This window comes from Terriglobales bacterium (assembly GCA_035567895.1).
GTDB lineage: Bacteria > Acidobacteriota > Terriglobia > Terriglobales > Acidobacteriaceae > Gp1-AA112.
The window spans coordinates 17,983-32,413 of the sequence record DATMPC010000096.1 but is presented as its reverse complement, the minus strand read 5'-3'; the positions used below and the strand labels follow the sequence as shown (position 1 = coordinate 32,413).

The following is a 14,431-nucleotide window of genomic DNA, read 5'->3' as shown; positions in this document are numbered from 1 at the left end:
GCAAAGGCAACACCAAAACCAACCCCCTCCTAATAAGGGAAAGGCCGGGGCAAACAACGTTCATCGCCCACGCCAGCGGACTCGTGTTGCCTATTTCGTCCTTGACAGAGCCGTCGTGGTTATAGAAGGGATGACAGTTTTTAAAACAGGGGCACGGCAGAGAATGGTGCGGGATTGGCTTAATGCAACCCGCGTTGAATCAGAAGTACGTACTCATCAGTTCCCGCGACCATTGTGGCTGGCGCACGATCTCCTTCTCAGGAAGAAACTCGGCCATCACAGGCTTGATGTCGAGCACAGGCGAGCCGTTGAGGGCATCCAGACCGCGCACGCGCAACGACAAACCACTAACTGAGACGATCTCGCAGATGGTTACGCCAATGCGATTCGGACGCTTACGGCCGCGCTGCGCGAAGATTCCTACTTCAGGCCATTTCGGATTTTCGCGAGGATGCCGAGTTTTCATTGCTACACCCGATTCAGGAACCTGATCGAAGTGGAACAGAACCTCGACGTGAGAAAAGTCTCGCAACCCATCGAAAGCAACGGGTTCAAACCGTGACTCGTCCAGACGAATTTCGGCAACGATACCTCCCCATTGCTCGTCTCGCTGATTCTCGATGTCCGAAATCACGTGGCCGATGGGCTCAATGTGGATTGGCTTCATGCCCGCATTATCGCGCGATAAACCACTTCAATCACAGCCGAGAGCGGCCGTGCTACAGGTTTAGCGTGCGCATACGGCAGTAGCCGTCCTTAGATAACTGGCCGCTGTTTTGCCAGGGACTGGAGATCGCGTGAATTCTCGTAGGCGCTGCGGATCAAGCTTTCGGTCTCGGGCGATAAGTGCAGATCTTTTGTTAGAAGCGTCTGCAAGCTCGTGTGCAGGACAACTGCTCGGGCTTCGTATTCCTGATGAAAGTGCCTCAGCGTCTCCATGACGCTCCGCACTTCGCGCTCGCGCTGGTTATTTCTCCAGAGGAGCCAGCCGATGAACATTCCAAAAACGAGGAAGAGCAGACGGTACAGCATCATGGCGGGATGCGTTGCTATCTCAGAGAAAAATCCCTGGCCCTCGGCTTTCGCGTCCATAGCCGTATCGAGAAGCAATGCTATGAATCCGAATACTGCGCCATACACAATCTCTTTGTAGGTTGTGAGCATCGGACGTGACTCCAAGTGAGAATGCTCAAATTACATGATGCTCAATCGTGTGTCCAACCCAAGGGCCTTGATATCGACGCTTGTTCATTCCACGGATTCGCTCGCTAGTAGCTCACCTCAACCTGAGCCACTACGTGCGGCCCGGGCGACACCACTTGCGCGGCGGGCGGCCAACCCACACGGACATATCGGGTCGGAGCGATCTGCACGCATCCATTGGCGGAGGATGCTTGACTATCGCGGCCGGCTGTCGTGGCAGGGAACCACATGCGGCCGTCGATGGATCCTTCGACTACAAGCTTCAGGTCCTGCGGATAGCCCTTGTTGGTCGGATCGAAAAACATACACACCGTAACGGTTTTCGGGAATCCAAGGTTCCCGCTGGAAGGCGCTCTTTCTGTCGATGAGAGTTCACTATCGATCAGCGTCAGCACGCGACCATGGGTTGAAGGATCGTCCTTGGGGCAATCGCATTTGCTATCGGCGGCACCCATTAAAGTCGCCGACAATGAGAGAAGACAAACTACAACGCCTAAAAACAACTTAAGCCGCATAGAAGATCTCCTGAAGCAAAGGCACCATTGATTAGAACCCTCTGGTTTTAGAGAAGATTCGTGCCAAGGCGGGAAAGATGGGCCGAAACACCCTGCCGTCCGGCATGACTAATCACGCAAGCGCACTCCACGTGATAGGATAGACGGGTTTTTCGCTTCGACTTGCGCCGATTCGTCTGATTCAATAGTCCCGATTTTCCGAGTGCCCAACGCTCGGAGGAGGAAGTATGCGCAAGCTCTTTACCATTTTAGGAATCTCTTCTCTCACGCTTTGGCTTATATCGTGCTCTGGCGGCAATTCACAAATGAGCCAGCCGGCTTCGCCGCAGTCTGCGATGATCTTCGTGACCGGCGGCGACGCCCCGCTGCCTTCGGTTTTGTCGTTCCGGATCACGCTCAACAGCCTCGCCCTGTCGGATGGTACAAACACGGTTCAGGTGCTGACCCAGCCAGCGACCATTGAATTCTCACAATTGCTCGGATTGCGAACCCTGGTCGCACTCAACTCAGTCGCCCCGGGAACCTATAAGAGCGTCAGTGTGACGCTCGCATCTCCTGTGATTTCGTTCCTGGATCTAAGCACGACTCCGGCTTCCGTGGGTACCATCAATGGAACGTTGACGAGCAACACAGTGAGCGTAATTTTTAGCTCGCCACTAACCGTCGACCAGTCCGGTCTCGGTGGTTTGAATTTTCACTTCGATCTTCGAAATTCTTTGCAAACGGACGCTAATGGTCAGATCACCGGCGTGGTGTCGCCGCATGTGGGAATACGCCATCTCAAAATCGACGATGATGACGCGCACATCGATGACTTGAGGGGCTCGCTCGTATCCGTCAATACGAGTGGGAATTCCTTTGTGCTGCAGCGAGCCAATGGCCGCAACTTCACGATTAATGTGAACTCACAAACTCAGTTCGAGGGCGTATCAGGACTGTCGGGGCTTACTCCTCCTGCAATCCTCGAAGTCTCGGGTAAACCTCAGGCGGACGGCAGCATCCTTGCCGATCACGTAGAGTTGTCCACCACGGATCGCGCTTTCCTGTCCGGGATTGTGTTGAACGCTACGCCCTCCACTGGCGCAGCCACCTCGATGACGCTGCTTGTTCGCGATGAAATCCCGGTTTTGAGCGGCATCAGTCCAGGGGTTCCAGCAACCGTAAAGATAGCTCCCACAACCGAGTTCGACATCGCTCGCTTCCGTCTGCCTGTCAGCAGCATGCTGTTTAGCGCAAGCTCGCTGGTCTTGGGACAGGCGATCGGAGTCGGCGGCACGGTTGATACCACCACGAATCCGGCCAGCTTCGCGACGAGACGAATCGTGCTGCGTCCGCAGGGACTTCAGGGGAAAGTCAATCCCAATTCCGTCTCGGTCCAATCCGGCAACAACGGCAGTTTTGGGCTGGTGGCGAATGGCTTCTTTGGATTTCTCTTCAACGCGCCCCTAAAGGTGATGACTTCGGACCTAACTCGCTTTCGCGGTGTCCACAGTCTGTCAGGATTGAACAATGTCACTGGCAACGTGGAGGTAGTTGGACTCTTGCTAAAGGATTCGAGTGGGAATCCCGTGCTCGTCGCTCGCGTCGTGCAGGCGGAGGAGGAGGAAGAGGAAGGCGGGCATGACGATGGGGATGACAATAACGACTAGCTGCCGGCACATGACAGAGAGAACCTGTGTGATAGATCCGTCTCAAAAGGATGACGGAGCGCCGGGCCGAATACTGTAACCTGTTGGCAAGCTGCGGGAGGGCTCGAGCTGTGATGGATCCGTTTGCAGAGGGCAACGTTGTCGTTGTCACTCTGAATATGCCGCGCGAGAAGTTTTGGGGCACGCTCCTCGCACTCACTCCCGCAGGAGCGAGTCTGCGCGGAATCGACTTGAATTCACTCGACGACTTTGCCCGGCAGGTACGCGATGGAGATCAGGTCGACGCCAATATCGTCTTCTTTCCCATGCATCGCATCGAACGCATCGAGAGCGACTCCCGCAACGGCGACATACCGTCATTGCAGGAACGATTCGAGAATAAGGCGGGACGTGCCTTCAAGTCGCTGGCCCCTTCGGAATAGCTAAACTCCTGCTACTGCGGCCACAGGCACTGCAGGCTTTCCTTTTGACTGGGGTCGCAGCTTCCTTCGCGCCGGTTCTTCGACAAATCGATAGATCAATATTGAGATCGCGAGAACGATCGCCAGGCATTCTCCTAGTCCGAGGAAGCTGGCATTGCGGACATTTCCTGTTTGAGTGTGAAAGAAGCTGAAGACGACATTGGCGTGAATCACGTACATGCTGTAGCTGGCGTCACCGAAGAGAACGAGCAGACGATTCTCGAGGATCGAGGTCCAACGTGGGCGCAGCGCTACACCGTAGATGATCGCTGCAAATGCGGGCGAGAGCACTGCGGTGTGGATGATGGCGTACGGAATCTTGTTGGAGAAAATGGCAACAACTCCAACTGCGATGATCCCCGCTCCAATCAGCGGCAATGCGATGTGTTCGTTTCGTTGAGTGCGCAGAAAAACAAATCCAGCAGCCATGCCCAGAAGAAACTCCGGCAAACGCGCTGGCGGAAAGAACTTCACGACGTGCATCCACGAGGTGTAGACGTTCGAATCGGGGTTGACGATTCCATCCGGCCTCAGCACGGTGTAGCTGGTCGAAATCAGATTGCTTGCCAGCCAGCACACGGCCATGATTGCGAAGAGTTGCTTGCGTGAAAGGCGGCTGTAGCGAAGAATCAGCAGCGGAAACAGCAGGTAGAAGAAGGCCTCAACTGACAGACTCCAGCCCACGGCATTCCAGGATAAGGCCGCCGGGGGAACCCAGGATTGCAGCAGCAAGATCTCGAGGGCTGCAGCCAGCTTGAAATGCGCCACTTCGAATGCCATGAAAGGCACCTTGATCTCGTTGTAGTGCTGGACCACGAAGAGAAACCACGGAAGGGTTAGCAGGAGCGCAACTGCGTATGCCGGGTACACTCGCGCAAAGCGCGCACGCCAGAAATCGAACGCATTCACCGGCCTTCCAGCATACGTGTAGACCAGAATGAATCCCGAGAGCACGAAGAAGAAGCTCACTCCCACATAGCCAATCGACGACAGCTTCTGAAACCAGACCGGCCCGAAGACAGCTCCCATCGCCTGAATGTGGAACAGAAAGACGTGAAAAGCTGCGAAGAAACGCAGCGAAGTAAGCGCAGGCAGACGTAGGCGAGACGCTTCGAGGTTCATATGGAAAGGCAGTCCGGATGGAGTTCCGGGGATTGTATACGATTCGATGCTGCAGACGATCAGCTTCTTGCGGCGGCAGAAGCTTCTTCAACTTCGCTCACGCGCTCGCTCGTCTCTTCACTTGAGATGTGCGCCTCGTCCCACAGTGAATGATCTCTCAACAGACGTGAGACGAGCGCGGTGTGCATCGCGTGGCCTGCCCGATTGGCAACAACTTTTCCGAGTATGCGATGCCCGAGAAGAGCGAGATCGCCGATGAGATCGAGGATTTTGTGTCGAACAAATTCATCTGGAAAGCGAAGTGGACCGTTCTTGACTCCAGTATCGGTTAGCACGATGGCATTTTCTTCCGATGCGCCACGAATCAGACCCATATTGCGGAGGGCACGCTCGTCGCGAAGAAATCCGAATGTCCGCGCTGGGGCAATTTGCGATTCGTATGCTTCTCGAGTGAGATCAAGTTCGAACGTCTGCAAGCCGATTGGGCGGGAGAAATCGATGGTGTAAGAAATCGAATAGTGATTCGCTGGGTAGACGGCAAGAAATTTGTCGCCCTCGACGACCTCAACTGGTTTGCTGATTCGCCAGTAAACTCGTTGCCGCCGCTGGCGCTTGACGCCAACGCGATGGATTGCATCGAGAAAGGGCTTGGCGCTTCCGTCGAGTATCGGTAGCTCGAGTTGATCGAGTTCGATGATGGCGTTATCAATGCCGGCGCCCATCAAAGCTGAGAGTGCGTGCTCCGTCGTGGAAATGAGGACGCCACGTTTCATCAAACTCGTGGCGTAGCTGACCTTAGCAACGTTGCGTCCAACGGCTTCTATGGAAAAGCCGTCCAAATCCACGCGCTGGAAGCAGATTCCAGTTCCCACCGGGGCAGGCAGGATGCGCATCTTCACCGCTGCGCCACTGTGCAGACCTACGCCGCTGAAGCTGATCGCTTCCCGGATTGTTTGTTCATGAACCAACGAATGTTCGTAAGATGCTGGTAATTAACAGCATAACCCGCAATCAAGAAACTAGACTGTGGCAAATAGGAGACAGAAGCTGGCAGATTTGACGCAGAGATCAGTCAGTCGTTCCGGTTGTCCCGGTACCTTACCGGAGGCAAGTGGAGACAACGGAGCGCCCGGGCGCTCCGTCATGTATGCGGAGTCTGCTACTTCTTTTTGGCTTCGATGGCAGTTGGGGGAACAAAGAGATTGTCGGCGAGTCCCTGGTTATAAATCACCTTGCTCAGGAATCGTTGCGACACCATGTCTCCGTTCTTCACGCGAGTGACTACATGCGGCGTCTGAATCCCTTGCACGGGGCGATACTCCGAATAGATGTCCGAATACGTATCCTTCTCTTTGTACGTGGGATCACGGACGGTAAAGCTCTTACGAATGGGCAGGTATTTGGAGCTATCGATGCTGAAAGTCACTTGTTGATTCTTGGCGTTCGCAATTGTGACATTCTCTACTTCGTGATTGTCAGTGAAGCCGGCTCCATCGTAGAAGTAGGTCGTGCCTGGCGCATCGAGCCAGGTGCGCAGCACTTTCTCCATCGAGTATTGATCACGAAGTAGGAAGTCTCGATGCACATCGTCATCTTCCGGCTTGGTACCGTGGAAGGTTGTTTCCGTGCCGCGATCACCATTGTGAATGATGATCCAATCGCGCTGCTTCGTAATTTCCACGCGTTCCTTATCGGGAAACTTGTAGAAGCGCCAGAACGGTGCGGTTCCCCCAGTGGGTTGGCCATGATAGAAGCTGTTGGTACGGCCTTCCTGCTGTATGTCGGCGTAGTGAAGATAGGCATCGCCGCCCAATGTCTGGACCATTTTCCCGATTAGTTCCTTCGCTTTAATTGCGCCGGGGTCGACAGGGGCACTTTGCGTACTGGTTTCAGACGGGGAGGCGGAGACCGGTGAAGACGGGGACGATTGGGTCACACCAGCCAAGCCGGCCAGGCAGATACACATTAGAAGGAACTTCATAGTTAAGTATTAATGTTACGACACTCGGCGCAAGCCAGGGTCCTATCCCACCAGGACAGCACCGCCGTTGACGTTCAGGATCTCACCGGTAATGAAGCCCGCATGCTCAGTGCATAAAAACAGGACTGGAGCACCGATTTCCTCCGGCTTGCCTACACGGCCCAGAGGAATGGTGGCGAAGATTCTGTCCCGAGTCTTAGGATCCTCCAGCGCTGGAGCTGCCATGTCAGTTGCTACCCATCCGGGAGCGACGCAGTTTACGTAGATTCCATCACGCGCTAGCTCCGTGCTAAGTCCCTTCACCATGCTGATGACCGCACCTTTGCTGGCTGCGTAGTCGCAGTGAAAAGCTTCCCCACGCTGTCCCGCAGTGGAACTGATGATCACGATGCGGCCGGCTGCCTGCCCTGAGGTTCGTCCCTGCCTCTTCATCTGCGCCACACTGTGCTTAATCAGGCCGAAAACACTGTCGAGATTCACGGCTATCGTCTGGCGCCATTGCTCGTCCGACATTTGATCGATAGGAGCGTCCTCCGGCGGCCATATGCCATGATTCGCGATGAGGCAATCGAGGCGCCCGAAGTTGCCGACTACGGTCTTGACCAGTCTCTCAGCATCTTGAGGCGAAGAAAGCTCCGACTGAATGGCACACACGGCGGTCCCGCAGTCTGCGACGACGCGGTCCGCGGCCGCCTTGGCCTTTTGATAGTTGAAGGCGACTTTCGCGCCAGCTGCACAAAACATCTTCACAGTCGCGGCGCCGATTCCGCGCGATCCGCCGGTTACAAGAGCAACCTTCCCGGCGACCGAGAGCTGCACTCCATTTTGGGAATTGGACATGGCTTACAGAAGAGCGATCACTTCGATTTCGACTAGAGCATCTTTCGGGAGTCGCGAGACCTCGACAGTGGAGCGTGCGGGCGCAATCTTGCCCTCGCCTGAAACGTAGCGTCCATAAATCTCGTTCATCTTCGAAAAGTCACCCATGTCTTTAAGAAAAACAGTGGATTTGATCACTTGATCGAAGCCTGTGCCCGAAGCTTCCAGAACAGCGGCGATGTTCTTCATCACGCGCTCCGTTTGCTCCACAATTCCGCCAGTGACAATGCTTCCACTAGCAGGATCGAGCGCCACCTGTCCCGAAGCAAATAGCAGTCCGGCACTTTTCACAGCCTGCGAATAGGGACCGATGGCTTGTGGAGCACCTTGCGTTCGTACCTGTTCTTTCATGGGAGACAGGATAGCATTCAGCTTTCAGCCGAACGCTATTCCACCAGCATGCAATCACCGTAAGAGAAGAAGCGATATCGCTCACTGATTGCATGCGCATACGCTATTAGCACGTGCTCGCGCCCGGCAAACGCGGAAACGAGCATGAGAAGCGACGAGCGTGGCAGGTGAAAATTCGTGAGCATCGCGCCGACAACCCGAAACTCGAAACCGGGATAGATGAAGATGTTAGTCTCGCTTTTGCCTGCAATGACTTTTTCATTACCCACCTGAGCGGAATGTTCGAGCGCGCGAACTACTGTGGTGCCAACTCCCACGATGCGACGACGATCTGCGAGCGCCTGATTCATCGCATGAGCGCTCGAACTGGTGATCTCATAGCTCTCAACGTGCAGCGTGTTCTTCTCCACAGCTTCCTCGCGCAGCGGCTGAAAGGTCCCGAGACCGACATGCAAGGTGACTTCGACAATCTCAATTCCCTTAGCGCGAATCTGATCGAGAATCGCTGGCGTGAAGTGCAGCCCCGCCGTGGGAGCGGCTGCTGATCCTCGATCACGGGCGAAGACGGTCTGATAACGATCACGATCGGCAGAGCGATCTTCACGGGTGATGTAAGGCGGCAGGGGCACGTGACCGAGGCGTTCGAGCTTCTCGAAAAAATCTGCCGCTTTCTGAAAACGCAATCGCCGCTCGCCATACTCTCCACGACCAATGATCTCGGCCTCGAGCAGTGCCGGTCCGGCTTCGTCTTCTCCAAAGCGCAGCTTTTCTCCGATGCTCAGCTTGCGTCCCGGCCGAACCAGCGCCTCCCACTCATTGTTACCAAGTTGCCGCGTCAGAAGAACTTCCACTCGACCTTTAAGAAATTCGCGCGAAGCCGGATTGCGTGAACTTAGCGGTTGAGCGCGTTCACCAGGGCGATGCCCGAAAAGGCGTGCAGGAAACACGCGACTGTTGTTGAGGACAAGAACATCTCCGGTGCGAAGGTGTTCCGGAAAATTCCGGAACTGATCATCTTTGAACCCGCGAGTCTGCCGGCTTAGAACGAGCATACGCGAAGCCGCCCGGTCCGCGAGCGGCTCCTGCGCAATGAGTTCTTCGGGAAGATGAAAGTCGAAATCGGAGACAAGCACGTGTCGTCGATTTTACTTGCAGGGAAAAAATCCAATCACCACGGAGACACTGAGTCACGGAGAAATGATTAGGGGATTGCTGAATCGCATTTTGGCGTGTTTAGCAGTTGTCGCTCCCTGCTTCTTCTCCGTGTCTCCGTGTCTCCGTGCCTCCGTGGTGAAGATTCCTCTCACTCGTACCGTAATGCCACTACGGGATCGACGCTCGCAGCTCGTCGCGCCGGAATCAAAGTGGCAAGCAGCGCTGTCAACACTAGGACAACAGAGCCGCCAACGAAGCTGACAGCGTCGAGTGGCTTCACGTTAAACAGCAGCGATGAGATAAACTTCGCGCTAGCTAGCGCGCCCAAACATCCGAGAGCAACGCCGATCAGAGCCAGGCACAATCCTTCTCCGAAAACCATCGACAGCACGTCTCCACGTCGAGCTCCCAGTGCCATGCGGATGCCAATTTCGCGAGTCCGCTGCGCCATTGCGTAGGAGATCACACCGTACAAGCCGATGACCGCCAGCAGCAGCGCCGTTGCGGCAAATGTGATCAGCAGCAGAGTGTTGATACGCCGCGGTCCGATCGACTGCTCCAACAGATACGACTCGAGAAACACGGACGTGACGGGAACTTGGCTGTTCAGGCTCCACACTGCCTGCTTCATCTCGGGAACAAGCGCCAGCGGATCTCCACCTTTGCCCCGAATTGCCAGAAACGCGTACCGACGCCACTGCTCCTGCTTTTGCATCATCGGCGTGTAGATGGCGGGACCCTCATCTTCATCGAGGCCCAGATCCTTGGTATCGGCAACGACTCCGACGATCGTCATCCAGTAGGGCGTCTTCTGGCGCGCATAACGCACTTCTTTCCCGATAGGATTTTCCCCGGCAAGGAATTGCTTAGCCAAGCTTTCGTTAATAATCGCCACTGGAGGCGCGCCTTCGCGATCGGCGTCTGTGAATGCGCGTCCGGCCAGAACAGGAATCTGCATCGTCTTGAAATAGTCAGGAGTGATGAGGTTGGTGGCGGCGTCCGGTTCGGTGCCCTCCGGCGGACGGGGCTTGCCGTTGATCAGGAAGTTGTGGGAGATGTAGTTCCCGCTGAGTGGAAGCTCGGTCACAAGTCCTACCGATTCGGCTCCGTGGATTGCGCGTAGATTGTCGAGCAATTGTGTGAAGAAGCGATTCTGCGGTTCCACGTCGTTGTACTGCGTTTGCTTCAGCCAGATGTGCGAGACCAGCACGCCATTAGGATTGAATCCCGGATCGACGCCTTGCACGCGCCACAGACTACGAAGCAGCAGTCCGGCGCCGCACAGCAGAATCAGCGAAAGGGCAAGCTCGCCAACGATCAGAGCTTGACGCAAACGGTTGGCAAACTTTCCTTGGGCGACCGTGATGCTCTGCCGTATTGAGCCAGCACCGTCGGCCGTGTTCAGTTCGATGGTTGGCAGCAAACCAAAAATGCATCCGGTAAGCAGCGACACGGCAACTGCAAATCCAAGTACCCAGCCATCAATCGTAAACTGCGGGATATTTGCCAGGTCCTTCGGCTTCAACATCACCAAGGCATGCTGTCCCCAATAGGCAAGCACGAGGCCGACGACTCCACCGAGAAGTGCGAGCAGAGTGCTCTCAGTAATCAGTTGACGCACGAGTCGGATACGCGCCGCTCCCAGAGCCATGCGAATCGCGATCTCCTGTCGCCTGCGGGCGGTCTTTGAAAGGAGTAGGTTCGCGAAGTTGGCGCTGGCGATCAGAAGCACTACCGCTGTTGCTGCGAATAACATGAGCAGCGCCGGACGAATGTTGCCGGTGACTCGGTTCTGCAGTGAGATAGCAATGTATTTGCGATCGCGATTCTCGTCTGGATGCGCCTGCGCCAGACCTTTCGCGATTATGTCCAACTCAGCCTGCGCCTGCGTTGCCGTGATCTCAGGACGAAGTCTTACGATCGCCGAGTGCATGTGAACGCCACGATACGGCGCGGCTTCCGGATAGCCGACCCGAAATGGGACATACACTTCGGCCGTGCCTGTAGGCAGTCGAAAGCCTGGCGGCATCACTCCGATAACCGTGTAACTATTGGCGCTGAGCGTGACAGAGCTTCCTATAACGTCGGCCCGGCCCGAGAGGTTCTCCTTCCAGAAGTGGTCGCTCACTACAATGACGCGTGCTCCGCCAATCAGGTCATCGGCACTGCCGAGGGTTCTGCCACTCTGAGCGTTCACTCCTAGCGCAGGAAACAGATCGAGCGACACGAGGGCTGCGTCGACCAGTTTGGGCTCGCCAGCGCCAACAAGATCGAATTGCCACGGACCATAGGCGCCGACCTTATCCAGCGAGTGTGCCTGCTGCTGAATATCGTAGAGATCGGGCCAAGATTGCCCGCCTTTGAGCGCGAAGAGTTGCTCGGGATGCACGTATGGCAGGGGGCGCAAGAGCACTGCATTGACAACGCTGAAAAGCGCAGTGTTCGCTCCGATGCCGAGAGCGAGGGTGAGTACGGCAATTAGCGTGAACGCAGGATTCTTGAGGAGAATTCGCACTGCATAGCGAAGGTCTTGCAGAAGAGTGTCCATCGGTCACCTCGTGTCATGTCAGAACCGCCCGCGGTAGCGGGTGGGTGAGCGACTGACCCATCCGCTGCCGCGGATGGTACTGACTTTGTCTCACTCGTATCTCAACGCCACCATCGGATCTACCTTCGTAGCGCGCCTCGCAGGGATATAGCTCGCCAGCGCGGCAACGGCTCCAAGAACACCTGCGACAAGAACAAAAGTCACGGGATCGCTGGCTCGCACTCCGTACAGCAGTGTCTTCATTAACGGAGTGAGAACCAGGGCGCCGACGAGCCCAACCACCGCGCCGATCAGCGCGAGCGACATGCTCTCGCCAACTACCAGACGCATCACTTCCGACGGCTGCGCTCCCAGCGCCATGCGTACCGCCATTTCTTTAGTTCGGCGCGCAACTGAGTGACTCATCACGCCGTAGATGCCGACAGCGGCCAGCACCAAAGCTACTCCGGCAAACGCCGCCAGTAAGTAAAGGTAGAAACGCGGCTGGGCATTTGTATCGGCAACGACCTCTTCCATAGTTTCGATTTCGGAAAGTGTGACGCTCTTGTCCAGAGAGCGAATCGCGTTCTCAACTGCGGGAGTCTGGGCTGCTGCGTCTCCGACCGTGCGTACCACAAAACTCATATAGGCTGCGAATCCGCCGGACTGACTATCCAGGTACCACTGGCTTTGCAGCAGCGGGACGTAATATTCCGAATCGGGATGGTCGGTCCATTCGTGACGGATCGTATTTGCGATCACGCCAACCACCGTGAGCCATTTCTTTTCGACTCCAATGCCGATGGAGATGCGCTTTCCTATTGCACTCTCGTCCGGCCAATAATGACTGGCCAGATATTGATTCACGATTGCGACGCTCGGCGCTTGAGAGTTGTCGTTCTCAGTAAAATCGCGGCCTTCAAGCAGTGAGATATTCATGGTACGAAAGTACTGCGGCAGGATCACTCGATAAGCACCATGAGGCTCCTCGCCGGGTTTCGGTTCGGGACGGCCTTCCATGAAGAATGGAATTCCCCAGATATCTCCGGCAAGCGGGAGATGATTGATTGCGCTGGCCTGAGTCAGTCCGGGAAGTGTTCGGATGCGCTCCAGCGACTGCTGATAAAAGGAGGAGCGGTCCGCGTTTGCATCTTTCGAGCCGGCGACCGAGACGACCATCGTCAGTAAGTGACGCGGATTAAAGCCAGGATCGATCGATTCGAGCGCTGCGAAGGTTCGGATCATGAGTCCCGCGCCAGCGAGTAACACAAGGGCAAGCGCAAATTCGGAAGCCACCAGCAGCCCACGCAAACGTCCGCTGCGCCTGCCGCTGCCAGCACCCCGGGATCCACCCTTCAAGGTCTCAACTAAATTCATTGCGAAACCTTGCAGAGCAGGAGCGAGACCGAAGATCAGACCCGTAAGGATCGAAATCACGAGCGCGAAGATCAATACAGTGCCATCAATTTGAATGGTTCCCAGGCGAGTAATCTCCGAAGGCGCCGACGCCAGCAGAACACGCAGTCCCCAAACGGCAATGAGCACGCCGTGAGTGCCGCCAACCAGGGCGAGCAAAGCGCTCTCCGTTAGGAACTGACGCAGGAGCCGCGCCCGGCTAGCGCCCAATGCCGATCGGACGGCAATTTCGCGCTGCCGCGCCGAAGCCCTTGCCAGCAACATGTGTGCGACGTTGGCGCAGGCGATAAGCAAAACGAATCCGACAGCGCCTAGCAAAACAAGGAGCGCCGGCCGAATATCGCCTACTACTTTTTCTTTCAATGGGATTACCCCAACGTTTTTGTTCGAGCCCGGGAATTGAGCTTCAAGCGTCGCAGAGATGGTGGCCATCTCGGCTCGCGCCTGATCGAGCGACACGCCGGGTTTCAGCCGCGCGAAAATACGCAAGCTGTTGCGTACGCGGTCGGTGGAGCTTAGCGGGAGGGGCGACCAGATCTCCGCCTTAGTGACCCAAAATGGAGCGAAGCGGAATCGCTTGGGCATAACCCCGACAATCGTGTAGGGAACACCGTTCAAACTAATTGTTTTGCCGAGGGCATCGCGTGCACCTGAGAAGCGTCGCTGCCAGAAGCCGTAACTGACAACGACTTGATGATCACTGCCGAGGCGATCATCGGCGGGCGCGAAAACGCGACCAAGCAAGGGCCTGACTCCCAATACAGGAAAGACATCCGAAGTAACATGCAGTCCTACAACCTGCTCTGGCTTGTCGATACCGGTCAGATTGGGTGTCCATGCCTCGGCAGCTCCCATGTTTTCGAAGACGTGGTTCTGACTCTTCCAGTCAAAGAAGTTCGCCGGAGGAGCAGACGTGTATCCACTCTGTCCGATGACAACGAGCCGGTCTGGTTCGGCGTAAGGCAACGCCCGAAGCAGAACTGCGTTGACGACGCTGAAAATCGCAGTATTCGCGCCAATGCCGAGCGCTAGCGTGATGAGAGCTACTACGGTGAAGGCAGGCGTCTTGGCGAGATTACGGAGTGAATAGCGAAGATCCTGATAGAGAGTTTCCATAGGTTTCAAGCCGTCCAAGTCAGTACCGCCGGCGGTAGCCGGTGGGTGAAGCCGCT

The 14,431-nt window shown here is 55.9% G+C and carries 13 protein-coding genes; 2 read left to right on the top strand and 11 right to left on the bottom strand.

Translation table 11 applies throughout. The annotated features are described in order from the left end of the window. Window positions 1–199: 199 nt before the first annotated feature. From VNX88_20100 to VNX88_20090, 3 genes are all read right to left on the bottom strand, one after another. Window positions 200–667, bottom strand: a complete 468-nt coding sequence (locus VNX88_20100) for an SAM-dependent methyltransferase (GenBank protein HWY70979.1) — start codon at window positions 665–667, stop codon at window positions 200–202. Between the two features lie 89 nt (window positions 668–756). Continuing rightward, the gene (locus VNX88_20095; GenBank protein HWY70978.1) at window positions 757–1,164 is read right to left on the bottom strand and encodes a hypothetical protein; all 408 of its coding nucleotides are present in this window, start codon (window positions 1,162–1,164) and stop codon (window positions 757–759) included. Window positions 1,165–1,268: 104 nt separating this feature from the next. Further along, complete coding sequence (locus VNX88_20090; protein HWY70977.1) at window positions 1,269–1,718, bottom strand: hypothetical protein; 450 nt, start codon at window positions 1,716–1,718, stop codon at window positions 1,269–1,271. 227 nt (window positions 1,719–1,945) lie between these two features. Here VNX88_20090 and VNX88_20085 point away from each other — a divergent pair, with 227 nt between their 5' ends. Together VNX88_20085 and VNX88_20080 are read left to right on the top strand one after the other, a co-directional pair. Further along, window positions 1,946–3,367, top strand: a complete 1,422-nt coding sequence (locus VNX88_20085) for a DUF5666 domain-containing protein (GenBank protein HWY70976.1) — start codon at window positions 1,946–1,948, stop codon at window positions 3,365–3,367. Between the two features lie 113 nt (window positions 3,368–3,480). Further along, complete coding sequence (locus VNX88_20080) at window positions 3,481–3,789, top strand: hypothetical protein (GenBank protein HWY70975.1); 309 nt, start codon at window positions 3,481–3,483, stop codon at window positions 3,787–3,789. On the opposite strand, the gene VNX88_20075 is transcribed toward VNX88_20080, so the two are convergent. From VNX88_20075 to VNX88_20040, 8 genes are all read right to left on the bottom strand, one after another. After that, a complete protein-coding gene (locus VNX88_20075; GenBank protein HWY70974.1) occupies window positions 3,790–4,950 on the bottom strand; it encodes an acyltransferase in 1,161 nt (386 codons plus the stop codon). Between the two features lie 59 nt (window positions 4,951–5,009). Next, on the bottom strand, window positions 5,010–5,918 hold the full coding sequence (gene lpxC / locus VNX88_20070) for a UDP-3-O-acyl-N-acetylglucosamine deacetylase (protein HWY70973.1): 909 nt from the start codon (window positions 5,916–5,918) through the stop codon (window positions 5,010–5,012). Between the two features lie 191 nt (window positions 5,919–6,109). Beyond that, window positions 6,110–6,775 (bottom strand): hypothetical protein, encoded by a 666-nt coding sequence (locus VNX88_20065; GenBank protein ID HWY70972.1) that lies wholly within the window; start codon window positions 6,773–6,775, stop codon window positions 6,110–6,112. 198 nt (window positions 6,776–6,973) lie between these two features. After that, complete coding sequence (locus VNX88_20060; GenBank protein HWY70971.1) at window positions 6,974–7,771, bottom strand: SDR family NAD(P)-dependent oxidoreductase; 798 nt, start codon at window positions 7,769–7,771, stop codon at window positions 6,974–6,976. A 3-nt stretch (window positions 7,772–7,774) separates the two neighbouring features. After that, window positions 7,775–8,161 (bottom strand): RidA family protein, encoded by a 387-nt coding sequence (locus tag VNX88_20055; GenBank protein ID HWY70970.1) that lies wholly within the window; start codon window positions 8,159–8,161, stop codon window positions 7,775–7,777. A 35-nt stretch (window positions 8,162–8,196) separates the two neighbouring features. After that, window positions 8,197–9,294 carry a tRNA preQ1(34) S-adenosylmethionine ribosyltransferase-isomerase QueA gene (gene queA, locus VNX88_20050; protein ID HWY70969.1) on the bottom strand — a complete coding sequence of 366 codons (1,098 nt, stop codon included), beginning with the start codon at window positions 9,292–9,294 and terminating at the stop codon, window positions 8,197–8,199. A gap of 170 nt (window positions 9,295–9,464) precedes the next feature. Next, on the bottom strand, window positions 9,465–11,864 hold the full coding sequence (locus tag VNX88_20045) for an ABC transporter permease (GenBank protein ID HWY70968.1): 2,400 nt from the start codon (window positions 11,862–11,864) through the stop codon (window positions 9,465–9,467). A gap of 90 nt (window positions 11,865–11,954) precedes the next feature. Next, entirely contained in the window at window positions 11,955–14,375 is a 2,421-nt protein-coding gene (locus VNX88_20040) for an ABC transporter permease (protein ID HWY70967.1), read from the bottom strand. Window positions 14,376–14,431: the final 56 nt, after the last annotated feature.

What these genes read in the sequence shown, in the direction of transcription:
- VNX88_20085 (HWY70976.1), top strand. Translation starts at nt 1,946, where the DNA reads ATGCGCAAGCTCTTTACCATTTTAGGAATCTCTTCTCTCACGCTTTGG.
- VNX88_20080 (HWY70975.1), top strand. Translation starts at nt 3,481, where the DNA reads ATGGATCCGTTTGCAGAGGGCAACGTTGTCGTTGTCACTCTGAATATG.
- VNX88_20060 (HWY70971.1), bottom strand. Translation starts at nt 7,771, where the DNA reads ATGTCCAATTCCCAAAATGGAGTGCAGCTCTCGGTCGCCGGGAAGGTT.
- VNX88_20065 (HWY70972.1), bottom strand. Translation starts at nt 6,775, where the DNA reads ATGGTCCAGACATTGGGCGGCGATGCCTATCTTCACTACGCCGACATA.
- VNX88_20090 (HWY70977.1), bottom strand. Translation starts at nt 1,718, where the DNA reads ATGCGGCTTAAGTTGTTTTTAGGCGTTGTAGTTTGTCTTCTCTCATTG.
- VNX88_20040 (HWY70967.1), bottom strand. Translation starts at nt 14,375, where the DNA reads ATGGAAACTCTCTATCAGGATCTTCGCTATTCACTCCGTAATCTCGCC.
- VNX88_20095 (HWY70978.1), bottom strand. Translation starts at nt 1,164, where the DNA reads ATGCTCACAACCTACAAAGAGATTGTGTATGGCGCAGTATTCGGATTC.
- VNX88_20075 (HWY70974.1), bottom strand. Translation starts at nt 4,950, where the DNA reads ATGAACCTCGAAGCGTCTCGCCTACGTCTGCCTGCGCTTACTTCGCTG.
- VNX88_20100 (HWY70979.1), bottom strand. Translation starts at nt 667, where the DNA reads ATGAAGCCAATCCACATTGAGCCCATCGGCCACGTGATTTCGGACATC.
- VNX88_20045 (HWY70968.1), bottom strand. Translation starts at nt 11,864, where the DNA reads ATGGACACTCTTCTGCAAGACCTTCGCTATGCAGTGCGAATTCTCCTC.
- VNX88_20055 (HWY70970.1), bottom strand. Translation starts at nt 8,161, where the DNA reads ATGAAAGAACAGGTACGAACGCAAGGTGCTCCACAAGCCATCGGTCCC.